Here is a 24,397-nt window from a genome sequence, read left to right as displayed (position 1 = left end):
CAGCATGAAAATTATCATTCTCGGCGCCGGACAAGTGGGTGCAACCCTGGCAGAAAACCTGGTGGGTGAGCAGAACGACATTACTATTGTCGATACCAACCTGGATAAATTGCGAGCCCTGCAGGATCGCTTCGACTTACAGGTAGTTTACGGCCACGGCTCACATCCGGATATTTTACGTAAAGCCGGCGCTGAAGATGCGGATATGGTGGTTGCAGTAACCAGCAGCGATGAAGTGAATATCGTCGCTTGTCAGGTTGCCTACAGTATCTTTAATACCCCTCTGAAAATCGCCCGCATCCGTACCAACCAGTATCTAAAATACCGCGATCAGCTATTTCATAAAGATGATATGCCAGTCGACCACTTTATTGCACCGGAAGCGCTGGTGACCAACTATATCCGGCGTTTGATCGACTACCCCGGTGCGCTGCAAGTGGTGGAATTTGCTGAAGGTAAAGTCAGCCTGGTCGCCGTAAAAGCCTATTATGGCGGCCTGTTAGTGGGTCATGCGTTATCTACCTTAAAGGAGCACATGCCACATATTGAAACCCGGGTTGCGGCTATTTATCGGCGCGGTACGGCGATTAAGCCGCTTGGCACCACTATTATCGAAGCCGACGACGAGGTATTTTTTGTTGCCGCGACCAAGCATATCCGCGCCGTGATGAGTGAGTTGCAAAAACTGGAGCGCAGCTATCGCCGGATTATGATTGCCGGTGGCGGTAACGTTGGCTATGGCCTGGCACGGGCACTGGAAAAAACCCATAGCGTCAAGTTAATTGAGCGCAGCAAAGAGCGCGCTGAATTTCTCTCCAGTGGACTGGATAATACGGTGGTTTATGTCGGTGATGTATCAGATCCGGAGCTACTGGAAGAGGAAAATATTGAGCAAATTGACGTTTTTATCGCAGTAACTAACGACGATGAAGCCAACATCATGTCGGCGATGTTGGCCAAACGGATGGGTGCGCAAAAAACCATGGTACTGATTAAACGTGGCGCTTATGTTGATTTATTGCAAGGCGGCGAGGTCGATATCGCCATCTCGCCGCAGCAAGCGACTATCTCAGCACTGTTAACCCATATCCGCCGCGGTGACATTGTTAATGTGTACTCACTACGCCGCGGCGCTGCAGAGGCTATAGAGGCGATTGCCCACGGTGACAGCAGTACCAGTAAAGTTGTTGGCAAAACCATAGGCGAAATCCGCTTACCGCCTGGTACCACCATCGGCGCCATCGTCAGAAGTGATGAGGTGCTGATTGCGCATGACAGCACCCGTATCGAAACTGACGACCATATCATCTTGTTTATGGTCGATAAGAAACATATCGTTGAAGTGGAAAAGCTGTTCCAGGTCAGCGCGATTTTTATCTAATCTTTCCAGAACACCGGCGTAAAGAGTACCAGTAAAGTAAAGATCTCCAGTCGGCCAAACACCATGGCAATAATCAGGATCCACTTGCTGGCATCCGGAATATTGCCAAAATGGGCGGCCACTTCGCCCAGGCCCGGCCCGAGGTTATTCAGGCAAGCCGCGGTTGCTGAAAAAGCAGTAATATTATCCAGGCCGGTAAAAATCAGCGCCAGCATAATCACTACAAACACCAGCGCATAGGCGGCAAAAAAGCCCCAAACCGCCTGCACAATGCGATCTTCAACCGGCCGCCGGCCAAGTTTAATGGCATACATCGCCCGTGGATGAATCAAGCGGTTAAGTTCTCGCACCCCTTGCTTAAATAGCAACAACACCCGTACCACCTTCATACCGCCACCGGTAGAGCCGGCACAACCACCAATAAAGCTGGAGAAAATCAACAATATCGGCAAGAACAGCGGCCAGGCTGCGAAACTGTCAGTGGCAAAGCCAGCGGTGGTAGAAATAGAAACCGCTTGAAAGGCCGCATGATTTAGTGCTGTCAAACCATCCGGATACACGCTGGTATGCAACAGTACCAAAAAGCAGATCAAAATCAGCGCCGCCTGAATGCCAAGAAAGGTTTTAAACTCCGGATCACGAAAGTAGGTTGCCACACTCTTACCGCGGATAGCAGCAAAATGCAGCGGAAAGTTCACCGCACTGATCAGCAGAAACACAATACAGATGGTATTAATCAAGCCACTATCAAAATGACCGATGCTGGCGTCGTAGGTTGAGAAGCCGCCAATAGCCACCGTCGAAAACGCGTGACAAATCGCATCAAACCATGACATTCCGGCCAGATAAAACGCCAGTGCACAGGCCAGCGTTAGCGCCAGATAGATATACCACAGATGTTTGGCGGTATCGGCAATCCGTGGTGTCATCTTGTTATCTTTCACCGGACCCGGTGTTTCCGCCCGGTATAGTTGCATACCACCAACACCCAATAGCGGCAGAATAGCTACAGCTAAGACGATAATACCCATACCGCCCAGCCATTGCAGCTGCTGCCGGTAATACAAAATTGCTTTAGGGAGTAACTCAATGCCGGTGAGTACGGTAGCGCCGGTTGTGGTCAGGCCGGAAAACGCCTCAAACATCGCTGAGGCCAAATTCATATTGGGCCTTTCTGCCAACACCAGCGGAATGGCACCGACTGCTCCCAATACAATCCAGAACAACACCACAATTAAAAAGCCATCACGGACTTTTAATTCAGCCCGATACTGGCGGTTGGGGTACCAAATCAGGAAACCACTTAACAAACATAACAGAAACGACAGAATAAAAGGCACGCCAGCGCCATCCTGGTACCAATATGCCACCAAGGCCGGCGGCACCATAGTGATGCTGAAGATGGCAATCAGCATCCCCAGGATCCGGATTATCGAACGATATTGCATAGCGTCCTTAATGCGCCCTTGCCGCTGCTTATGGCAGTTGCAGCTCGCGGGTCATATTTTCATTACGTTCGCGATGGACAATGATATTGTCCTCAATCCGGATACCGCCATAACTACGGAACTGATCGATTTTTTGCCAGTTTAGCTGCTTGGCTGCTGGCATTGCCTGCAAATCAGCTAATAAAGACTCGATAAAATACAGCCCAGGCTCAATGGTAAATACCATTCCCGGCTCAATCAGTCGGGTACAGCGTAAAAACGGATGCTCTGCCGGCGCCGCAACATGAGTGCCGCGCTCATCAGCCATAAAACCACCCACATCATGCACTTGCAAGCCAAGATGATGACCTACACCGTGTGGGAAAAAGGTACGGCTAACGCCGGTTTCAACCACGCTGTCTGCGTTACCGCGCACAAAGTCAAAGTCGACCAGCACCTGCGCCAGTAAACGATGGGTTAACAGTTGCAGTTCAGTATATTTAATACCCGGTTTAATAGTATCAACCACCTGCAAATGCACCCGGTTTACTGCCTTAATCAGCTCAGCAAATTCATCTTTCGGATTAAAACTATAAGTACGGGTAATGTCGGCGGCATAGCCATGGCAGGAGGCGCCAGCGTCGATTAAAAAGGATTTAGGCTGCTCAGGTTTTAACCGCTCTAACACCGTGTAGTGCAAAATAGCAGCATGCTCGTTAAGCGCAATGATATTGCCGTACGGCACTTCGTTTTCGCCCTGCCCAACGGCCGCCAGATAAGCCAGCTGAATCTCAAACTCACTGCCGCCGGCATAAAACGCAGCTGCCGCAGCACGATGGCCGGTTACCGCCAGCCGGTTAGCTTCACGCATACACGCCAGCTCGTACTCCGTTTTATAAGCACGGTGGTAATGCAGGTAGTTTAGTACCGGCTCCGGGTTAATTTCAGTAAAACCGAGTGCTCTGGCCACTTCCAGATACTCACCAACATAGGCCAATCTGGCTTTGTCATATGGAAGCAGATTCTCGACCATATTGGCTTTTTCCAGCAGTTGAATGTCAAAATGCTCAGCCCAAAAATCGGTTGGTACCGGAGGTACTTTATGCCAGAAATCTTTTGGCCGGTAGAAAATCAACTTGGGTTTATTGACACCGTCAACTAACAACCAGCAATGCGGATTATCCACGACCGGCAACCAGGCTTTAAAATGCGGATTGACCTGAAACGGATAATCCATATCATCCAGAAACTTGCGTTTAGCCTGGCCAGAATGAATAACTAGTGCATCCAGATTTTCGCGAGCCAGCACATTACGGGTGCGCTGTTGTAATTCCTGCAGGTGCGCCTGATACAGTTGTGGGTAGTTCGGAGTCATAATTACCTTATGCATTGCTGTTAAGGGAAAGCCGATAATAACATTATTTGCCAGCACGCCCAATCTGCATGGCTAACAGCGGCTGAAACACATCTTTGGGTTCATTTAAGCGAATATTATAGATCTGATAATATGCCATCACCGCTTTAACGTACTCTCGGGTTTCCCGATACGGAATCGTCTCAACCCACACATCCACTGGCAGGGAGCGGTCACGCGGGATCCACTGCCGCACTCTGCTGTAGCCAGCATTATAAGCCGCTGTCGCCATAATCAGGTTGCCATCATTACGGCGCATCAGATAGTTCAGATAATCGGTGCCAAAATCGATATTGGTGACCGGATTATACAACTGGCTCAGTGGGACTTTCTTTTTTGCAATGTAGTTAGCGGTATCGGGCATAATTTGCATCAAACCACGGGCACCCACCGGCGAATTGGCATCAGGCATAAAGGAACTTTCACGCCGGGCAATGGCCATCGCCCAACCCGAATCAACCTTGGCACTTTTGGCAAAACGCTGGATTTCCTCTTTAAACGCCAGTGGAAAGCGTAACTCGACATCGTCCCAGTAGCCAGCATCGGCCAGGGTAAAAATCGCCCGCTCATGCCACTCCAGCTGGCCTGCCAGTTTCGCCACGGCCAATTTTTGTGGCTCGGTCACAGCGCGTTGTAAAAAATTCCATTCGCGACGCGCCTCAGTCATCCTGCCCAGCGCCAACCACTCTTTGGCCCGCGCAACAGCAGGATGCTGCTGCACCAGAGTTAAATCCTCAGCAGAAACTGTTACCGGGTTATGCGCCAAACTCGGCGGCAAACCCAGTTTTGCTGCTGCCATAAAACCATAGAAATGCCGACGCTGTGCCAACTCGCGGAAAATCGGTTCGGCCGCAGCTTGTTGGCCTTGCTCTTCCAATGCTCTGGCTAACCAGTAACGCCAATTTATATCTGCGGCCAGCTCGACAGGAAAGCGCTCTATCACCTGCTGCACCCGCGGCCAATTCAGCTCGCGCAGCGCATGACCCACCTGCCATTGCGCCAGAGTATTATCCAATTGCTCCGGTGGTAATTGATCCATCCAGGCGCTGGCCCGTTCATCGCCCTTGTGCGCCAACGCGATTGCAAACTGGCGCTGCACGTCCAACCGCTGGGCAGCGGTAAAATAGGGATCGCTGGCATAACGTTGCCAGGTTTGCAGTGCCTGATCCGGTGCCCGCCATACCAAACGCTTTAAACCATAGGCCAAAATATCACGCTCAATCACATGCTTGCCGGGTAAAAACCGCGGTTTAGCAATGGCTGCCGGGTTCTGACGCACTTGTAACCATAAATCTGCTAAATACTGCTGCTGTGCCGGCAATAAGGTTTTTAAATAGCGGATTAAACCGGCATCACCGCCCTCGGCGGATAACTGCAGCCGCCGCAATACCGCTTCAGTGGTTAATTGACCGGCATTACGCCACTGACTAAATAAGGGATCGCAGGCTTTAGGTTGCGATTTGCCCACCGTCCACAGCGATTCTGTTTGTTGCCATATTTCAGCTATCGTAGCAGGTCGCACCTTCAATTGTTGCTGTATCGCGATACAGTTTAGTTCCGGATCATTAGAACCTGGAAAGTGCTCTAAAAATCGCGCTGCCTGCTGCCCTTTGGCTAAACTCATTAACCAGGGGCGACGTAATGGCCAGTCTAGTGGTGAGCCTTGATGTTGCTCCAGAAAACGGGCAATGTCATCGTGTTGAGATATGCGGCGCTGTAACCAGCGTTGTTTCAGATAGGGCTGCAGCGGATAATCCTGCAGCTCGGTCAGCCAGCGCTCGACCTGGGACGGCGATGCCGAACTGATCTGATGTTCTACCTGAATAAATAGCCGACGCTGCTGCTCTTGCTGGGCGGCACTGGAATCTGGCATTTCGGCTTGTAACGGGGCAGACATTGCGCCAAGTGAGATAAAGAAGAACAGGTGTTTCACAAAACGACTCCGGCATAATTAGAAGAGACAATCACAGCGACAAGACTTGGACCGACTGACAGCAATCCAAGATTCAAACACCTGTTTAAATAACTGTTGATATTTTCATTAAAGCACGACACACTGGATAGGATAACCTCATCGTACCAGTTGCGAATAACCCTAAAGCAAAGGCGACCAAGGAGCATATTTATGATTTACCAAAGTAACAGCATCCAGGTGGAATATGTAAAACCTGGCATTGCTAAGTTTACGTTTAACGCCCAAGGTTCGGTCAACAAATTTGATCAGCAAACACTGGCTGATTGTAAGGCAGCGCTCGCGAAGCTGCACGCAGATCCGGCATTAAAAGGCATCCTCTTCGTTAGTGGCAAAGACAACTTTATTGTCGGCGCCGATATCACTGAGTTCTTACCTGTATTCGAGCGTCCGGAAGCCGAACTGGTTCCCTGGATTAAAACCGCTTCTGATGTGTTTGATTACTGTGAAGATTTACCTGTGCCTTCGGTGGTTGCGATTAAAGGTTTTGCACTGGGCGGTGGCTGTGAGTGGACCCTGGCCTGTGATTATCGGGTGGCGGATACCACAACCCGTATCGGTTTACCGGAAGTCAAACTGGGCTTGATGCCAGGTTTCGGCGGTACTGTGCGTTTACCACGCATTATCGGTGCCGATAATGCGATGGAGTGGATCACCACCGGCAAAGAGCGTGGCGCAGAGCAAGCACAGAAAGAAGGCTTAATTGATGCCGTTGTAGCACCGGAAAAACTGGAAGCGGCAGCTCTGAGCATGCTGGAAGATGCCATCGCCGGTAAGCTGAACTGGCAGAAAAAGCGTGCGGTGAAACTGCAACCGCTAAAACTGAACAAAACCGAAGCCACCATGAGCTTTAACACCGCCAAAGGTATGGTGTTCGCCACCGCCGGTAAACACTACCCGGCCCCCATGGTCGCCGTGCAGACTATTGAAGCCGCTGCAACTTTAGGCCGTGACGCCGCCGTCGCACTGGAAAACAGCGGCTTTGCCAAACTGGCAAAAACCGATGCCGCAACGGCGCAAATTGGCCTGTTCCTGAATGATCAGGTGATTAAGGGTAAAGCCAAAAAAGCTGCAAAAGTTGCCACCAAGGCCGTGAAAAAGGCGGCAGTGCTGGGTGCCGGCATTATGGGCGGCGGCATTGCCTACCAGTCAGCGTTAAAGGGCGTACCGGTAGTGATGAAAGACATTGCCGATAAAGCGCTGGAATTGGGGATGGGCGAAGCCACCAAGCTGCTGGCCAAACAGGTGGAGCGTAACAAGCTGGATGCTGTCGGTATGGCGAAAGTGATCTCTGCTATTACACCGACATTAAGCAACGAGCAGGTCAAAGGCGTCGATATCGTGGTGGAAGCCGTGGTCGAAAACCCGAAAATCAAGGGCGCAGTATTAAAAGAGGTTGAAGCCTTGCTGGCCGATGATGCCATCCTGACGTCAAATACCTCAACCATCTCAATCAATCAGCTGGCAGCGAATCTGAGCCGGCCACAGAATTTCTGTGGTATGCACTTCTTTAACCCGGTACCGAAGATGCCACTGGTAGAGGTGATCCGCGGTAAAGACACCAGTGAAGAAACCGTAGCCGCTGTCGTCGCTTACGCGGCGAAAATGGGCAAGTCACCGATCGTCGTTAACGATTGTCCGGGCTTCTTTGTCAACCGGGTACTGTTCCCCTATTTCGCTGGTTTTAGCAAACTGGTGTTAGACGGCGCCGACTTCGCTCAGGTTGATAAGGTGATGGAAAAGCAGTTTGGCTGGCCGATGGGCCCGGCGTATCTGCTGGACGTCGTCGGTTTAGATACCGCTTATCACTGCACGGACGTGATGGCAGCCGGCTTCCCAACCCGGATGGCCAAACTGGACAATGATCCTGTTGCTGCCATGTATCAGGCTAACCGTTACGGTCAGAAAAATGGCCTCGGTTTCTATGCTTACAGCAAAGATGCCAAAGGCAAGCCGAAAAAGGATATTGATGCCGCCAGCCTTAACTTACTGTCCGGTATTGCTGCCGCCAAACAGGACTTCAGTGCCGAGGACATTATTGCCCGCCTGATGGTACCCATGATTAATGAAACGATCCGCTGTCTGGAAGAAGGCATTGTTGCCAGTGCGGCCGAAGCGGATATGGGTCTGGTTTATGGCCTGGGCTTCCCTCCGTTCCGTGGTGGTCCACTGCGTTATGTCGATACCCTGGGTCTGGCTAACTTTGTCGCACTGGCCGACAAGTACTCCCACCTGGGCGAGATTTACCAGGTAACCGAACAAACCCGCGCCATGGCCGCTAATGGCCAGCGTTTCTTCCCGGTTTAAGCGCAGGAGCAGCAGAATATGAAAAACGCCGTTATTGTAGATTGTATCCGTACCCCGATGGGCCGCTCTAAGGGTGGCATGTACCGCAATGTTCGCGCTGAACAGCTGTCAGCCCATGTGATGGCCAGCCTGCTGGAGCGCAACCCGGCTTTAAACCCGGCAGATATTGATGATGTGATCTGGGGCTGTGTGCAGCAAACGCTGGAACAAGGCTTTAATATCGCCCGCAATGCTTCTTTACTGGCGGGTATCCCGCACTCAGTACCGGGTGTCACCGTAAACCGCCTCTGCGGCTCTTCAATGCAGGCATTGCATGATGCCGTGCGCGCCATCCAAACCGGCATGGGTGAGGTCTATCTGATTGGTGGCGTCGAGCATATGGGTCATGTGCCAATGAACCATGGCGTCGACTTCCACCCGGGCTTAGCCACTTCAGTGGCCAAGGCCGCCGGTATGATGGGCCTAACCGCCGAATTACTGGGCAAGCTGCATGGCATCAGTCGGCAGCAGCAGGATGAGTTTGGTGCCCGCTCACATCGCCTGGCGCACGAAGCCACTCTGCAGGGCCGCTTTAAAAATGAAATTATTCCGACCGAAGGTCACGACGCCGATGGCGTACTGCGCCTGTTCGATTACGACGAAGTGATCCGCCCGGAAACCACAGTTGAAGCGCTAAGCCAGCTGCGGCCGGTATTTGACCCGGCTAACGGTACTGTGACTGCCGGCACCTCATCCGCCTTATCCGATGGTGCCTCAGGTATGCTGGTGATGAGCGAAGACAAAGCGAAGGCGCTCGGTTTACCGATCCGCGCTTATGTCCGTGGTATGGGTGTGGCCGGTTGTGATCCGTCTATAATGGGTTATGGCCCGGTGCCAGCCTCGAAGAAAGCGTTAAAGGCTGCCGGTATCAGCATTGCCGATATCGATTATGCCGAGCTGAACGAAGCCTTCGCGGCGCAAGCCTTGCCGGTTATGAAAGACCTGGGGCTGCTGGAAGTGGCTGAGCAGAAAGTGAACCTGAACGGTGGCGCAATTGCTTTAGGCCACCCACTGGGCTGCTCCGGCTCACGCATCAGTACCACACTGATTAATGTGATGGAAGCTAAGGGCGGTAAGTTTGGCCTGGCAACCATGTGTATCGGCTTGGGCCAGGGTATCGCTACGGTGTTTGAACGGCCTTAACCTAGCCGCAACAGCGCAGATAGCTTAAAATAGGGCCATTTACGGCCCTTTTTTGTTACCCTTTTTATTAATTCGCGGAGCAGTTGCCATTATGGAAACCTTATTTCAGCAAGCCGATCATACGCTGGATGCCCTTGGGCTGCGCTGCCCTGAGCCGGTGATGCTGGTACGGTTGCAGATCCGCAAAATGCAGGCAGGTGAAACCTTACTGATTATCGCCGACGATCCTGCCACCACCCGCGATATCCCGGCATTTTGCCGCTTTATGGATCATCAGCTGGTCGGTAGTGATACCGCAGCGTTACCCTACCGCTATCTGGTAAAAAAAGTCAGTAGCTAAAGGTCGACACGACGCCAGCTATCGCAAATACGCCACCAGCCGGCTGATTGCATTGTATTTTCCCGAATTTCGGCTTAGCCTGTTTATTGCTCACCCAGCAATAATAACAACAAAACAGGTTTACCTATGCACCCGCTGCTACTGCTCATTCTTTGCCTCGCGTTATCCTTACCAATGGCTTACAGCCAAACCCCTGAACGCACGCCGTCGGCACCGACGCGAACGGAAGGTGACGGCCCCTATCCGCGTTTAATTCTGCGCGGTGGCATTTTGATTAGCGGCGAAGGGGCGCCACCGGTCGGCCCGGTGGATATCGTGATTGAGCAGGATCGTATTCGTCAGGTCGCCATTGTCGGTTATCCGGAGGTGCCGGTACTGCCGCAAAGCCGGCCACAAGCTAAACCCGGTGATCAGGAATTGGATATCAGTGGCATGTATATCCTGCCGGGCTTTGTCGATATGCATGGCCATATCGGCGGCTCTGCCAACGGGATACCGGCCGAATATGTGTTTAAACTCTGGTTGGCGCATGGCATTACCACTATTCGCGAGCCGGGCAGTTTTAATGGCCTGGCCTGGACCTTGCGCCATATGCAGGCGGCGGCTGCCAATCAGATTGTCGCGCCGCGGATCGTGCCCTATGTTGGCTTCGGTCAGGGCCTGGCGGAGCCGGTTTTTAACCCAAACCAGGCCAAAAAATGGGTGCAGGATATTAAGAAAGCCGGTGCCGCCGGGATTAAGTTTTTTGGTGCCACTCCGCAAATTATGGCCGCAGCGCTGGCCGAAGCCAAACAACAGCAGCTCGGTACCATGATGCATCACGCCCAGCTGAATGTGTACCGCACCAATGTGCTGCACAGTGCCCGCATGGGCCTGACGTCGATGGAGCACTGGTATGGTCTGCCTGAGGCTTTGTTTGACGGCCAGACGATTCAGCAGTATCCGGCTAATTACAACTATCAGAATGAACAGGACCGGTTTGCCGCTGCTGGCCAGCTGTGGGCACAGGCGGCGAAGCCGGGCTCTGCCAAATGGCAGGCGGTAAGGGATGAGCTGATCCAACTCAATTTTACCATCAACCCCACCCTGACCATCTACGAAGCCAGCCGCGATGCCGCTGCGCAGCGGAATGCGGAATGGCATCAGGACTATACCCTGCCGACACTGCAGCGCTTTTTTACACCTAACCGCTATGCCCATGGTTCCTACTGGTTTGACTGGACGACCGAGCATGAGATTCAGTGGCGGGAAAACTACCGGCTCTGGATGCAGTTTTTAAATGACTTTAAAAATCATGGCGGTCGCGTGACTGTTGGCTCCGACGCTGGTTATATCTATAAAATTTATGGCTTTGCCTATATTCAGGAGTTGGAGCTGCTGCGTGAAGCTGGCTTTAATGCGCTGGAGGTGATACAGGCCGCCACCCTAAATGGCGCCACTGCGCTTGGTTTAGATCAGGAAATTGGCAGCGTGGTCGCCGGTAAAAAGGCAGATTTGATGATAGTGGCAGAAAACCCGCTGGCCAACTTTAAAGTATTGTATGGCACCGGCCATTACCGGCTCAATGCCGACAATCAACCGGAGCGCACCAAGGGCGTGCGCTATACCATCAAAGACGGCATTATCTACGATGCGCAGCGCTTACTGGCCGACGTACGGACTTTAGTGCAGCAGGCCAAGGCGGCAGAGCAACAACCCTAAATCAGGCTATTCCGGTGCGCGCTGCGCGCCGGATATTTCCCTGCTGAAATTAGGGTTTCAAGCAGCTTGGTTAATTTACTGTTACAAATCCCCGCTTGACCAGGAACACCTCGCACCATAATCTGGGCAATATGATTCAGGGAGAATTTGTTATGTTATGGCCACTGATTAAGGCATCGCTGCCGGCAAAAAGCCTGCTGTTATTGGCGTTGGCCGTATTGTTCTGGTTTGCCGGCTTTCATACCTTGCTTGGTGTCGCACTCTTTCTGGCGCTGGAAGTGATAATGTGGCGCAATAGCGCGACCTATGCCAGTCAGGATTTTGTTTACAGCAAGGATATCCTGCGCCTGTTCAGTTGTGATGGCGGGCAGCTACGGGTTGGTATGGATACGACGAATATCCGCAATATTGATAAGATCAAACTGTGGCAAGACCAGCAATATGGTTTTATTGATTTTGCACTCGGTCAGCAGCTGCAGGTACGCTACAAATTTCCGCTGGAGCAATATCAGCCGCTGCGGCTTTGGCTACAACAACATCTACCGGCGACTAACTTAGAAACCAGCTTAGCCCTTAATTAGGCTCTAATGCCAACAATAAGTTAGCTGAATGTTCCTCTGAGACACGCAATGCCGGCGCCAGTGCCACCAGCTCAGTATAGAGCGCGGGGTAATACAGCTGTAAACGTTTGGCGCGGCTAAGATGTGTGGGCTTTATTTGTAGCGGCTGGCGCAGGATCTCTGATACGAGTGGAAACAAGCGCCCCTGCTGGAAACTCCAATCCAACGCTAAATGCAGCGCATCCGGCCCGAAACGGTTGTGTTGCGGCATTACCCCCTGCTCTAACAATAATTGCACCACCTGCTCCGCCTGTTCGTGCGCAAAGGCTGGCCGGTATAGCGACATGCCAAACTGGTCGGTTAGCCGGAAGTCAAAACGGCCGGCGACCAACTGCTGCAAGTTCTCGGTGCTGACAAAACTAAACCAGGCCATGGTCAGAGGCGCAACCGGTAAGGTTCGCCCTTCCCAGATACTGATATATTCCGGTTGCAGTAACACCCAGGCTAGCAGCTCGCTGGTCAGGAAAGGCGACAAAGGCGTACTAAACACCAATTGCTGCATCCGCTCCGCCGAGCGCCAGACCCGCATCAGCTCCAGATAGAGCTCCGTCTCCTCAAGTGCAATATCTTGCTCTATGTTTTGTCGTTGCCGGTGCTGTAACGCTACTAACAACGCTGGCTCATAGTCATTCAGTGCCGCCAATAAAGCGTCACCGCTATAGTGCTGCTGAAACTGCTTCAGAATAGCCGCTACCTGCTCGTCACTCCACAACGCCCGGGATTGCCTTAGCTGCTGCTGCGCCGTCAGGCAAGCAGCCGTCGCGTCATCGACCGGCTGTACCGCTAATTGCTGGCGCAGCGCCGATACCAGCGCTGACTCTGGTTGCTCTGCTGCTGGCTCCAGCCATTGACCACTGGCAAGCTCATTCCGGCTATTTAGCCAGGTAAGGCGTAAATAGGGACTACTGAGGGCTGGCAATGGATGTAGCAGATGCCCCTGGTTAGCCAGCTGCTGCAGCTGCCGGACCTGTACTGCGCTGAGTTGATAGCAATTGTCCTGACATTGCCGGTTTAATTGGCGGTTGCGATTCTGTGCTGTCAGGCCCGAAATCAGATAATCCAGCGCACTGAAGGTGCCATTGAGCTGACTGGGTTCAATACCATATTGCGCCAGTACCGGCAGCAGGTTAGCCCGACCAGCGAGTAGCGCAGCATCAGCAAAGTTAAATAGGGCTTTGTTATCCTCAGCCAGACGCCGGAATAACGGCATGCCCTGTAGCTCGACTCCCCGCTCCAGTAATAGCAAGATCAGTTCATCCGGCAGCTGCTGCTGAATAGCATGAGCGATATGTGTCGGATACAGGGTAAGGTTTGCCAACAGCTGACGGGCTTGCGACAACGGCACTGTATTGAGATTGCTGACAAAGGCCAGCCCCGGTGATAATACCCGGCTACTCTGCCATTGATGCTGGTGACTCAATAGCGCCATATCATAAAAGCGGCTACTGTTTGCCAGGCTGTGCAGTAGCTGCAGCCAATCTGCTTCAGTTTGAGGTTCCGTTTGCGGGTCCAATACATCACTGAACAAGATTTCATAGTTGGCTTCGCTGGCATCCAGCACATTAAAGCCCTGTTGCGTTGCCTGCTGCTGTGCCGCCTCATCGAATAGTAATTGCAAATAGGGCCGAAGCTCAGAAGATGCCTGCAACTCCTGATATAGCCGTTCCAGGCTCTGCCCCTGCTGTAATAGCTCGCGAAAGGCGTTAGTAAGCTTTTGTTCCTGCTCGTGCTCATGCTGTTTTTGTCGCTGCTGTAACTGCGGTGTGCAGGCAACGACCTGCTGTTGCAACGCCGCATACTGCTCCGGCGTTACCTCTGGCGCAGCCACCCTGTTATCTCTGGCATCGGCGGCTGGCCGATACGGAGAGTCAGCTAAAGGCGGCACAACAGGAGCTGCTGCCCGGTTCTGACATTGGCTCAGGCCATAGCCGCCAGCTAAGAGCAGCAGGAGCAGTGCGGTAATTTTCAGAGGCTTTGACATATCACTGAAGGTCCTTTTCCGTTACACTGTCGATTCGATTCCTGATTTATCATGCCTGAAAATTCATGTCATTACACCCCAATAACCCCCATCAGGGCCGCTATGATTTCACCCGGCTATGCCGGCACTACCCTGCATTACAGGCTTTTATTATCACCACGCCCGCTGGTGACAGTAGTATTGATTTTAGCCAGGCCGCCGCAGTACAGGCACTGAATGCTGCCATTCTGGCCTGCCATTATCAGGTGACATACTGGCAATTACCACCGGGTTATCTCTGCCCGCCGATCCCAGGCCGCGCCGACTATTTGCATTATGCTGCCGATCTGGTTGCTGAGCTGACCGGTGTGGCTAAAGCGCAGGGTAAGCAATTTCGGTTGCTGGACCTGGGATGCGGTGCGAATTGCATTTATCCGATCCTGGCTAGCCGCAGTTTCGGCTGGCGTGCTGTCGGCAGTGATATTGACAATACCGCACTGAAAGTCGCCGGCGCTATTGTCAAAGCCAACGCCAATCTTAAAGGCTTAATCGAACTCAGGTTACAGCCGAAGGCCACTGAACTGCTATTTGGTATTATCCAACCCGGGGAATACTATGATATCAGTGTCTGTAACCCGCCTTTCTATACATCTGCGGCAGAGGCGGCGGCGGCTAACCAGCAAAAATGGCAGAAGTTAGGTAAGGCCAATAATGGCCGTAATTTTGCCGGCACCGCCAATGAGCTCTGGTGTGAAGGTGGCGAAGTCGCCTTTATCAAAAAATTGATCGCTGACAGCAGTCTGTTTGCCGGTCAGGTCGGCTGGTTTACTAGTCTGGTTTCGCAGCAAAAACATTTACCGGCATTAGTGGCACAATTGCGGCGCCTGGCGGTAGCTGAAGTACGGCAAATTAAAATGCAGCATGGTCAAAAAATCAGTACTATTTTGGCCTGGCGTTTCAGTTAATCCGGCCGCAACGGCGCCTTGTAGCAGAGCGTGCTGGCTTGCAGAACAAGGCTTACTGACTATACTCTAATACCCCTTCCTGAACAGCAGATTCAAGATGAAGCCGCTGCGGGTTTTAATCGCTGATGATGAACCTATTACCAGTCAGTATCTAAAAATACTGTTGCAGCGCTTTCCTAATCTATTGCTGGTTGGCACTACTACCAGTGGTCGGGATACTTTGAATTTCCTGCACCAGCATCATCTGGATCTGATTTTTATGGATATCGTGATGCCGGATATTAGTGGTATAGATATTTTGCGGCAGTTCAATAAAACATCTTCGCTTACACCACCACTGTTCGTGATGCTAACAGCCTACGAGCAGTTTGCCTGTGCTGCCTATAACTTCCACGCTTTTGCCTATCTGACAAAACCTGTGACGCCACAGCATTTAGAGCAGGTACTGCTGGATGCCACCACTTTGCTGCGACCCGATAGCCCATTCTGCAACCAGACAAAGTCACAACTGGTTTTTCAGACCGGCAACAGTGAACTGATTTTTCAGGAGCAGGAAATTATTTTGATTGAAGCGGCCGGTAATTATCTCTGCCTGCATACCCGACATGAGAATTATATTATCCGGAACACCTTAAAAGAACTCCTTGCCAAGCTACCACCTTTGTTTGTTCAGGTACATCGTTCGGCGATCGTTAATATCCTGCATGTCAAACAGGTGGTGACCAGCTCATCTTTACATTTGGTTCTGTCTAATAATCGCCAGGTAAAAATCTCACGACGCTGTAAACTGCAACTGGATACCTTACTCAACTTAGCCCACCGTTAAATCCTCTTAATGGCGCTTTCATCCCAAACTTAGCATTGAACAGGGTTTTGTCATTTCAAAGTGGCTTTTACTGGTTTAAGCCCAAAGCCACAGCTGCAACCGCTTCATCCCAAGTCTGCGTGTAATAACCACGAACACTTCTACACTGTGTGTGGCAATCATGCCAATACCGTCAAAAGGATTGATATTATGAAACGTTATCTTACGCTAACTGCAGTTCTGGCTTCCGCTCTGCTTGTTGCACCTGTTACCGCGAACAACCTAATTGATGAAGGTAGTTACGTACATACTGCGTTGGTTGAGGTCTGTACTCATACCAAGAATGACCAACCAGGGAAATTGTTCAGGACACTGCGCGAATATCGTATCAGCAAGCAAAGTGCGGTTGATAAAGTGATGTGTAATAAACAGCAGTTACTGACTTTTGCCCGTAATCATAATGCGAACAGAGTAGTAAGTATGCTGCAGCCTTATGAAAGACTGCCAGAACGCAAAGTTATTATCAGTGATATTACTGCGCCAGCTAACTAAGTATTATGCAGACTGACTGTATTAGCCAAAGGTGGGACTATCGCTTTGCACGAAATGGCCGGCTGTCGAGCCGGCCATATTTTCTCGTTTTATTGTAACAGTGAGATGTCTGCTACTTGTAAAAACAGTTCACGCAACTGTTTTAATAACGCCTGACGGTTAGCCCGTACTGCGGCGTCCTCGGCGTTTACCATCACCTGCTCAAAGAAAGCATCGATAACCTCACGCATTGCGGCCAGATGGGTTAAACCCTGGCTATAATCGCTAACCCCAGCCTGATATGCCTGCTCCGCGGTCAAGACCTGATACAGTGCCTGTTCTGCCGCTTCCTGCAGCAGCGCCGGATTAACCGTATTGGCAATTTCACCTTCAACCTTGGCCAGAATATTTGCCACCCGCTTATTGGCTGCAGCTAAAGCTGTTGCGGCTTCTAACTGCCGGAACTCGGCTACAGCCTTAACCCGGCGATCAAAGTCTGCCGGATTAGTTGGCCGGCGCGCCAATACCGCCTGAATCACATCGACGCTATAGCCTTCGTCCTGATACCAGGCGCGGAAGCGACCCAGCATAAAGTCCAGGACTTCAGTGGCCACCTGTGGGTTAGTCAGCTTGTTGCCGAAGCTTTGCTGACTCACGGCAATCAGGTCGGTTAAATCCAAGGGTAGCCGTTGCTCCACCATAATACGTAAGGCACCGATGGCGGCGCGACGCAGCGCAAACGGGTCCTTGTCTCCTTTCGGGATCTGGCCAATGCCGAAAATACCGACCAGTGAGTCCAGCTTATCCGCGATAGCCACCGCCGCCCCTTCCAGACGGCTGGGTAACTGGTCACCGGCAAAACGTGGCATATATTGCTCATTTAGCGCCAAGGCTACTGCTTCGGCTTCGCCATCCAGCCGGGCATAGTGCATACCCATAATACCTTGCACTTCCGGGAATTCGCCGACCATATTGGTCATCAGATCGGTTTTCGATAATAAGCCGGCACGGGCAGCGGCGGCCTGATCGGCACCAATTTTTGCGGCAATAAAGCCGGCTACCTGGCTGATGCGTTCCGATTTTTCAAACAACGTGCCCAGCTGCTGCTGAAACAGTACCGTCTTTAAACTGTCTAACCGCTCAGCGAGTTTGACCTTGCGGTCTGTATTAAAGAAGAACTGCGCATCTGATAAGCGCGGCCGTACCACCTTCTCATTACCAGAGATAATTTGCTGTGGATCCTTGCTGCTGATATTGGCCACAAAGATAAACTTGTTCAGTAACTTGCCCTGACTATCCCGCAGCGGGAAGTACTTCTGATTATCCTTCATCGTCGAGATCAGCGGCTCAGCCGGCACCTGCAGGAAGCTTTCTTCAAAGCTACCTACCAGTATTACCGGCCATTCGACCAGCGCCGTGACTTCTTCCAGCAGAGCGTCATCCCATTGCGGCTGTGCTTGTAACTGCTGAGCGGTCGCTTGTACCTGCTCCGCGATATAGGCTTTGCGCTTAGCGAAATCAGCCACTACAAAGGCGTGTTCCAGCGTCGGCAGATAGGCATCGGCATCTTTGATACTGACCAGCGCCGGCGCATGAAAACGATGGCCATAGGTCTGATTACTACTCTGCCGGCCAAGAATAGTAGCAGGCACTACCTGCTCACCATACAGCATAATAATGGTATGTACCGGCCGGATAAATTCGGCATCTGAGCTACCCCAGCGCATCGGCTTGGCAATAGGTAGTTTGGCTAAGGCTGTGCTGACCATCTCCGGCAGCAAGCTGACCGTCGCCTGCCCTTGTTGCTGTTGCCGGCATAATAGCCAGGCGCCTTTGTCGGTTTCTAAACGCTCAGCTTGCGCCACTGTAATGCCACAACCCGCGGCCCAGCCTTCAGCAGCCTTAGTCGGATTACCATTGGCATCAAAGGCCGCGCTAAGTGCTGGCCCGCGCTTTTCTACCACTTTATCGGCCTGGGCTGCGGCTAACTGATTAATCCGCACTGCTAAGCGGCGTGGAGCCGCATACCAGCTAATTTCAGCATGGCTAAGCTCAAGTTTAGCTAATTCGGCTTGCAGATTATCGGCAAAGGCTTGTGCCAAAGTGGTAAGCGATTTTGGTGGTAATTCTTCGGTACCAATTTCAACCAGAAAATCTTGTGAACGCATTAGTTCGCCTCCGACTGCTTGGCGCTCTGATTCTTGCAAAGCGGGAAACCCAGTTTTTCGCGGGCATCATAGTAAGCCTGAGCACAGGCCTTGGCCAGAGTACGAACCCGCAGAATATAGCGCTGACGCTCAGTCACCGAGATGGCATGGCGGGCATCCAACAGGTTAAAGGCGTGCGAGGCTTTCATTACTTTTTCATAGGCCGGCAACGCCAGGCCTTGTTCAATCAGATACTGGCTTTCCTTTTCGCACTGGTCGAAGTAGGTAAACAAGGCGGCTACATCGGCATGTTCAAAATTGTAGGTCGACTGCTCGACCTCATTCTGATGGAACACATCGCCATAGGTTACCCGCCCCAAGGGGCCGTCGGTCCATACCAGATCATAGATCGAATCCACACCTTGGATATACATCGCCAGGCGCTCTAAGCCATAGGTAATTTCGCCGGTTACCGGACGGCACTCCAGGCCACCCACTTGCTGGAAGTAGGTAAACTGCGTTACTTCCATGCCATTTAACCACACTTCCCAACCCAGGCCCCAGGCACCCAATGTCGGTGATTCCCAGTTATCTTCCACAAAGCGGATATCGTGTACCAGGGTATCAATCCCCAGTTCCCGTAGCGAGCCCAGATACAGCTCCTGAATATTGTCTGGTGACGGCTTTAAGATCACCTGGAACTGGTAGTAATGCTGCAGCCGGTTTGGGTTTTCGCCATAACGGCCGTCGGTTGGCCGACGGCATGGCTGCACGTAAGCGACGTTAGTCGGCTCTGGCCCCAGTGAACGTAAAAAGGTCATCGGATGGAAGGTACCGGCGCCAACTTCTAAATCCAGCGGCTGCACGATAACGCAGCCCTGGCGTGCCCAGTAGTCCTGCAGGGCTAAAATTAGCCCCTGAAAGGTTTTAATATCGTACTTATGCATGGCGCAACAGACTCACTTTAAATGACTAAGGGGGCAAAGCTGCCCCCGTTTAATATTTATCAGACGTCGAGGTTGGCGACGTACAGCGCGTTCTCTTCAATAAAGGCGCGCCTTGGCTCAACATGGTCCCCCATCAGGGTGGCAAACAATTGGTCAGCGCCAATGGCATCTTCAATTGTTACCTGCAACATACGGCGGTTTTGTGGATCCATGGTGGTTTCCCACAGTTGTTCCGGGTTCATTTCACCCAGCCCTTTATAGCGTTGAATATAGAGACCACGCTTGGACTCGGTCATTAACCAATCCAGAGCGTCTTTAAAGGTTTCAACCGGCTTCACCTTTTCACCACGGCGGATATAGCCACCCTCTTCAATCAGGTCACGAATTTCATCACCCAGTGCAACCAGACTCAGGTAATCCCGTGAGCTAATAAAGTCGTGATGCAGCAGGTATTCGTTATCGATACCATGCTGACGGATAATCACCTTCGGCTGGAATAAATGGCGCTCACGATCTTCAATCACAGCGTACTTGTAAATTGAACCGTCACCTTCTTTATCATCCAGACGCTTGGCCAGAGTTTTTACCCAGGCTTCAACAGCGGTTTGGTCTTTCATCAGTTCGGCAGTTAAACCGGTAACGTAGATCAGCTCGGTTAACAGGTTAACCGGGATCTTCCGGCTTAAGCGATCGATGACTGCCATCACCTTGTGATACTGCTGTACCAGTTTCTCCAGCGCTTCGCCACTGATCCCCGGCGCATTCTCGTTCACATGTAATGACGCTTCATCCAGTGCCAGCGTGGTCAGATACTGCACCAGCGCCGGTTCGTCTTTGATATATTGCTCTTGCTTGCCTTTTTTAACTTTATACAGTGGCGGCTGCGCAATATAGATATAGCCACGCTCAATCAGCTCAGGCATTTGGCGATAGAAGAAGGTCAGTAACAGAGTACGGATGTGCGAGCCGTCGACGTCGGCGTCGGTCATTAGTACGATACTGTGGTAACGGGTTTTATCCGGGTTATATTCTTCGCGGCCGATGCCACAGCCTAAGGCCGTAATCAGGGTGCCGACTTCCTGCGACGATAGCATCTTATCGAAGCGCGCCTTTTCCACGTTCAGGATCTTACCTTTTAATGGCAGGATGGCCTGGTTTTTCCGGTTACGGCCCTGCTTGGCAGAACCACCCGCAGAGTCACCCTCAACGATATAGAGTTCAGATAAGGCTGGGTCTTTTTCCTGACAGTCGGCCAGTTTGCCGGGTAAACCAGCAATATCCAGCGCGCCTTTACGACGTGTCATTTCACGGGCTTTACGGGCCGCTTCACGGGCACGGGCCGCATCCACTATCTTACCCACGATAATCTTGGCATCACCCGGATTTTCCAGCAGATATTCGTTCAGCTTTTCCGCCATCACGCTTTCTACTGCCGAGCGTACTTCGCTGGAAACCAGTTTATCTTTGGTTTGTGAGCTGAATTTTGGATCCGGTACCTTAACGCTAATTACTGCGGTTAAGCCTTCGCGGGCATCGTCGCCTGAGGCCTGTACCTTCATTTTCTTAGCGTAGCCTTCCTGATCGATATAGGTATTCAATACCCGCGTCAAGGCTCCGCGGAAACCGGCTAAGTGAGTACCACCGTCACGCTGCGGAATATTGTTGGTAAAGCAGAATACATTTTCCTGATAGCTATCGTTCCACTGCATTGCCACTTCAACCGCAATACCGTCTTCTCGCTGATCAGTGAAATAGAACGCCTTAGGGTGAATACTGGTCTTGCTGCGGTTTAGGTACTGTACAAAGGCTTCAATACCGCCATCGTACTTAAAGTGATCCGTCTTATCCGTGCGCTCGTCGGTCAGAATAATGCTGACGCCAGAATTCAAGAATGACAGCTCCCGTAACCGCTTCGCCAGAATGTCATAGTGGAAATTGATATCAGAAAAGATGGTCGGGCTGGGCCAGAACCGAATTGCCGTGCCACTGTCTTCTGTTTCGCCAATTACGGCTAATGGTGCTTGCGGTACACCCAGATGATAGATCTGGCTGTGTACCTGCCCTTTACGACGGATAGTCAGTTCCAACACATCCGATAGGGCGTTAACCACTGAAACACCGACACCGTGTAAGCCGCCAGACACTTTATAGGAGTTGTCATCAAACTTACCGCCGGCATGCAACACCGTCATAATGACTTCTGCGGCAGACACGCCTTCTTCGTGCATATCAGTAGGAATGCCACGGCCGTTATCACGCACCGAGACCGAGTTATCACTGTGGATGGTAACCCAGATATCGGTGCAGTAGCCGGCCAGGGCTTCGTCGATAGAGTTATCCACTACCTCGAATACCATATGATGTAAACCGGTACCATCGTCGGTATCACCGATGTACATCCCTGGTCTTTTCCGGACGGCGTCCAGACCTTTTAATACTTTAATACTGGAGGAATCGTAGTTATGCTCTTCGGCCATCGTTATCTGTCCGTGCTGGTTATCTGACCATGTTCCACGTGAAACACTTGCCGGCAATCGGCAGCAATAAAGGGTGTCACCTGGTCAGCATTAATTGCAGTTATAAAAACCTGTGAATTAATATTAGTTAAAAAATCAAAAATCTTTTTTGTTGAACCGGGGTCGAGTTCCGACGCCAGATCATCAATCAATAGTATCGGCTGCTTTAGCCCACTCCCTGCGATCAAGTTATTTTGGGCAACTTTAAGCGCAAATAATAACACTTTTAGCTGGCCGCGGGATAATACTTCTTCAACCGAATGGCCGGCGCTACGCAGTCGAAGATCGGCTTTTTGCGGCCCATATTGGGTAAAGCCCAGCCGCAAATCTTGCTGAAAACTTTGACCTAACAACTCCTGAAATTCGGCACTCGTCTGCAGCTTCTCCGGCCAGCCGGCGTAAAGCTGTAAGCTGACTGTCGACAGCAAGCTATCCTGATCGGTTAGTGCCGCAAAAGCATTTTGCAACAAGCTAATATAGTGTTGCCGTAACGCCTGCAGTTGCCAAGCCAGTTGCACAAACTGCGCATCCCAGTATTCAAATTGCTGGTTATACTGCCGACTTTGCTTTAGCAGCGCGTTACGTTGTTTAAGTACCCGGCTAAACTGCAGCCAGACAGCAAAAAAATGTTGTTCCACGTGGAACACACCCATATCAAAAAACTGCCGCCGCTCCTTGGGTCCGCCAAAAAACAACTTAAAGCTGTCCGGCGTTAATAACTGCACCGGCAACAGCTCAGCAATATCCGCCAGACGACACTGGGCAGAGCCATTTAAACGCAGCTGTAAATCAGCAGTCCGCTCTCGTTGAATACCAATACTATGTACTTGCTCCGCACTGCTGACTTTGGCATGCAACACAAAGGCCGGCTCATCATGCTGAATTAACCGTTGATGCCGGCTGGTGCGAAACGAGCGGCCATGTGCCAGATAATAAATCGCTTCCAGCAAGCTGGTTTTACCGCTGCCGTTTTCACCAACCAACAGGTTAAATTGTGGATGTGGCTGCAAACTGAGTTCCGCAAAATTGCGAAATTGTTGCGCCTGCAGCAATAGCAGCGACATAACGGAGTAAAAATCAGAGGCGCATCGGCATCACAACATAGGCCGCGCCATTGTTGCCGACCCCTTCAATCAGAGCGCTGGAATTAGAATCGTTCAGATGCAAGATCACCAAATCGGTCGCCAGAGTATTTAATACATCCAGCAAATAGCCAACGTTAAAGCCAATCTCGAGGGTGTCGCCCTGATACTCGACTTCGATTACTTCTTCCGCTTGCTCATGTTCAGGGTTATTGGCAACGATCTGGACTTCGTGATTACTAAGCGTAAAACGCACACCACGATACTTTTCATTCGATAAAATGGACGCCCGGATACAGGCATCTTTTAACACCGCGCGATGCGCAGTCACCAGCTTAGTGCTGTTACGTGGCAAGACGCGGCGGTAGTCCGGGAAACGGCCATCAATCAGCTTACTGCTAAAACTGAAGCTGCTGTCGGTTAAACGGATATGATTCTGCCCTAAACTGAGGCTGACTTGCTGCTCGTCATTGGCCAGCAAGCGCATAATCTCCAACACACCTTTGCGTGGGATAATAATTTGCTTCTGTTGCCCGCTAACAGCAGGTAACGCCAGCGTGCTCATCGCCAGCCGGTGACCATCAGTGGCCACTGCCGTTAAGGTGCCGTTGTCGACTTCAAACAACAAGCCATTTAAATAATAACGCACGTCCTGATTCGCCATCGAGAACGCGGTGTCTTCTAATAACTTACGCAGTTGCTGCCGGCTGAGGTTAATCTCAACCTCGCCTTGCCAACTCTCTAAATTCGGGTACTCGGCAGCACTAAGGGTCGACAGGGTAAACTTACTTTTACCACTGGTCAGAACACAGTTCTCGCCTTGTACCGCGACCTGAATATCACTTTGCTCCGGCAAGCTGCGACAAATATCCAGCAGCTTTTTTGCCGGCACAGTAATCCGGCCCGGACTTTGGATCTGCAGCTGCTCGGTGCTGGCCACCAGCTCGACTTCCAGATCGGTACCGGTCAGCGACAAAGTATCAGCCGTAACGTCCAGCAGCACATTGGATAAGATCGGCAGGTTATGCCGCCGCTCAATGGCACCAGAGACCATTTGTAATGGTTTAAGTAAAGCGTCACGGTTGATCAGAAATTGCATA

The 24,397-nt window shown here is 51.5% G+C and carries 18 protein-coding genes; 9 read left to right on the top strand and 9 right to left on the bottom strand.

The window, feature by feature from the left end; translation table 11 throughout:
• Nucleotides 1-4: 4 nt before the first annotated feature.
• Nucleotides 5-1,381, top strand: a complete 1,377-nt coding sequence (gene trkA / locus AGRI_RS11195) for a Trk system potassium transporter TrkA (protein ID WP_008985052.1) — start codon at nucleotides 5-7, stop codon at nucleotides 1,379-1,381.
• On the opposite strand, the gene AGRI_RS11190 is transcribed toward trkA, so the two are convergent.
• From AGRI_RS11190 to AGRI_RS11180, 3 genes are read right to left on the bottom strand one after another with little or no spacing between them, the layout of a single operon-like run.
• On the bottom strand, nucleotides 1,378-2,829 hold the full coding sequence (locus tag AGRI_RS11190; RefSeq protein WP_008985051.1) for a TrkH family potassium uptake protein: 1,452 nt from the start codon (nucleotides 2,827-2,829) through the stop codon (nucleotides 1,378-1,380). The genes trkA and AGRI_RS11190 overlap by 4 nt on opposite strands.
• A gap of 28 nt (nucleotides 2,830-2,857) precedes the next feature.
• Nucleotides 2,858-4,183, bottom strand: coding sequence for a Xaa-Pro dipeptidase (gene pepQ / locus AGRI_RS11185; protein ID WP_040291871.1), 1,326 nt, complete (start codon nucleotides 4,181-4,183; stop codon nucleotides 2,858-2,860).
• 43 nt (nucleotides 4,184-4,226) lie between these two features.
• A complete protein-coding gene (locus AGRI_RS11180; RefSeq protein WP_008985049.1) occupies nucleotides 4,227-6,155 on the bottom strand; it encodes a transglycosylase SLT domain-containing protein in 1,929 nt (642 codons plus the stop codon).
• Nucleotides 6,156-6,347: 192 nt separating this feature from the next.
• On the opposite strand from AGRI_RS11180, the gene fadB reads away from it, so the two are divergent.
• The 5 genes from fadB to AGRI_RS11155 all read left to right on the top strand — a co-directional run bounded on the left by fadB (nucleotide 6,348) and on the right by AGRI_RS11155 (nucleotide 12,305).
• Nucleotides 6,348-8,501, top strand: a complete 2,154-nt coding sequence (fadB, locus tag AGRI_RS11175; protein ID WP_008985048.1) for a fatty acid oxidation complex subunit alpha FadB — start codon at nucleotides 6,348-6,350, stop codon at nucleotides 8,499-8,501.
• A gap of 18 nt (nucleotides 8,502-8,519) precedes the next feature.
• Nucleotides 8,520-9,683 (top strand): acetyl-CoA C-acyltransferase FadA, encoded by a 1,164-nt coding sequence (gene fadA / locus AGRI_RS11170; protein WP_008985047.1) that lies wholly within the window; start codon nucleotides 8,520-8,522, stop codon nucleotides 9,681-9,683.
• A gap of 91 nt (nucleotides 9,684-9,774) precedes the next feature.
• A complete protein-coding gene (gene tusA / locus AGRI_RS11165; RefSeq protein ID WP_008985046.1) occupies nucleotides 9,775-10,023 on the top strand; it encodes a sulfurtransferase TusA in 249 nt (82 codons plus the stop codon).
• Nucleotides 10,024-10,149: 126 nt separating this feature from the next.
• Entirely contained in the window at nucleotides 10,150-11,724 is a 1,575-nt protein-coding gene (locus AGRI_RS11160; protein WP_008985045.1) for an amidohydrolase family protein, read from the top strand.
• A gap of 152 nt (nucleotides 11,725-11,876) precedes the next feature.
• Complete coding sequence (locus AGRI_RS11155) at nucleotides 11,877-12,305, top strand: hypothetical protein (protein ID WP_008985044.1); 429 nt, start codon at nucleotides 11,877-11,879, stop codon at nucleotides 12,303-12,305.
• On the opposite strand, the gene AGRI_RS11150 is transcribed toward AGRI_RS11155, so the two are convergent.
• The gene (locus AGRI_RS11150; RefSeq protein WP_008985043.1) at nucleotides 12,298-14,325 is read right to left on the bottom strand and encodes a hypothetical protein; all 2,028 of its coding nucleotides are present in this window, start codon (nucleotides 14,323-14,325) and stop codon (nucleotides 12,298-12,300) included. The two genes, AGRI_RS11155 and AGRI_RS11150, sit on opposite strands and share 8 nt — an antisense overlap.
• A 65-nt stretch (nucleotides 14,326-14,390) precedes the next feature.
• On the opposite strand from AGRI_RS11150, the gene rlmF reads away from it, so the two are divergent.
• The 3 genes from rlmF to AGRI_RS11135 all read left to right on the top strand — a co-directional run bounded on the left by rlmF (nucleotide 14,391) and on the right by AGRI_RS11135 (nucleotide 16,626).
• On the top strand, nucleotides 14,391-15,269 hold the full coding sequence (rlmF, locus tag AGRI_RS11145; protein WP_008985042.1) for a 23S rRNA (adenine(1618)-N(6))-methyltransferase RlmF: 879 nt from the start codon (nucleotides 14,391-14,393) through the stop codon (nucleotides 15,267-15,269).
• Nucleotides 15,270-15,366: 97 nt separating this feature from the next.
• Complete coding sequence (locus AGRI_RS11140) at nucleotides 15,367-16,095, top strand: LytR/AlgR family response regulator transcription factor (protein ID WP_008985041.1); 729 nt, start codon at nucleotides 15,367-15,369, stop codon at nucleotides 16,093-16,095.
• Between the two features lie 189 nt (nucleotides 16,096-16,284).
• Nucleotides 16,285-16,626, top strand: coding sequence for a DUF3718 domain-containing protein (locus AGRI_RS11135; protein WP_008985040.1), 342 nt, complete (start codon nucleotides 16,285-16,287; stop codon nucleotides 16,624-16,626).
• An 89-nt stretch (nucleotides 16,627-16,715) separates the two neighbouring features.
• Here the strand turns inward: AGRI_RS11135 and glyS are convergent, their stop codons facing one another.
• From glyS to dnaN, 5 genes are read right to left on the bottom strand one after another with little or no spacing between them, the layout of a single operon-like run.
• The gene (glyS, locus tag AGRI_RS11130; protein ID WP_008985039.1) at nucleotides 16,716-18,773 is read right to left on the bottom strand and encodes a glycine--tRNA ligase subunit beta; all 2,058 of its coding nucleotides are present in this window, start codon (nucleotides 18,771-18,773) and stop codon (nucleotides 16,716-16,718) included.
• Entirely contained in the window at nucleotides 18,773-19,699 is a 927-nt protein-coding gene (glyQ, locus tag AGRI_RS11125; protein WP_008985038.1) for a glycine--tRNA ligase subunit alpha, read from the bottom strand. The genes glyS and glyQ overlap by 1 nt, the downstream gene beginning before the upstream one ends.
• A gap of 59 nt (nucleotides 19,700-19,758) precedes the next feature.
• Entirely contained in the window at nucleotides 19,759-22,176 is a 2,418-nt protein-coding gene (gene gyrB / locus AGRI_RS11120; RefSeq protein WP_008985037.1) for a DNA topoisomerase (ATP-hydrolyzing) subunit B, read from the bottom strand.
• 2 nt (nucleotides 22,177-22,178) lie between these two features.
• Nucleotides 22,179-23,279: a DNA replication/repair protein RecF gene (recF, locus tag AGRI_RS11115; protein ID WP_008985036.1), complete on the bottom strand. Its 1,101-nt coding sequence runs from the start codon at nucleotides 23,277-23,279 to the stop codon at nucleotides 22,179-22,181.
• 13 nt (nucleotides 23,280-23,292) lie between these two features.
• Nucleotides 23,293-24,396: a DNA polymerase III subunit beta gene (dnaN, locus tag AGRI_RS11110; RefSeq protein ID WP_008985035.1), complete on the bottom strand. Its 1,104-nt coding sequence runs from the start codon at nucleotides 24,394-24,396 to the stop codon at nucleotides 23,293-23,295.
• Between the last annotated feature and the right edge of the window lies 1 nt (nucleotide 24,397).

The sequence above is a fragment of the Alishewanella agri BL06 genome (assembly GCF_000272005.1).
In the GTDB taxonomy this organism is placed as follows: Bacteria; Pseudomonadota; Gammaproteobacteria; order Enterobacterales; family Alteromonadaceae; genus Alishewanella; species Alishewanella agri.
Note: the sequence above shows the minus strand (reverse complement) of the source record. Positions and strands in the feature narration are given on the sequence as shown.